The following is a 254-nucleotide window of genomic DNA, read 5'->3' on the forward strand; positions in this document are numbered from 1 at the left end:
CTCGGCCCGGCACAGGCCAAGGACACCGGGCTCGTGTTCGTCTCCAACGAGAAAAGCCACGAGGTCTGGGTGCTCGACGCCGAGTTCAACGTGGTCAAGCAGATCGAGACCTCGCGCCGCCCACGCGACATGAAGTTCAACGACGCCCAGACGCTGCTTTACGTGGCCTGCGGCGACGACGACGTGATCGACGTGATCGATGTCGAGACGCTGGAGGTGGTCGACCAGATCCCGACCGGGCCCAGCCCCGAGGT

1 pseudogene is annotated in these 254 nt (G+C 65.0%); it reads left to right on the forward strand.

The features are described from left to right. Positions 1-254 (forward strand): annotated as a pseudogene (locus tag GQE99_RS20215) (PQQ-dependent catabolism-associated beta-propeller protein); the annotation flags it as partial.

The organism is Maritimibacter harenae, assembly GCF_009882975.1.
Classification (GTDB): Bacteria; Pseudomonadota; Alphaproteobacteria; order Rhodobacterales; family Rhodobacteraceae; genus Maritimibacter; species Maritimibacter harenae.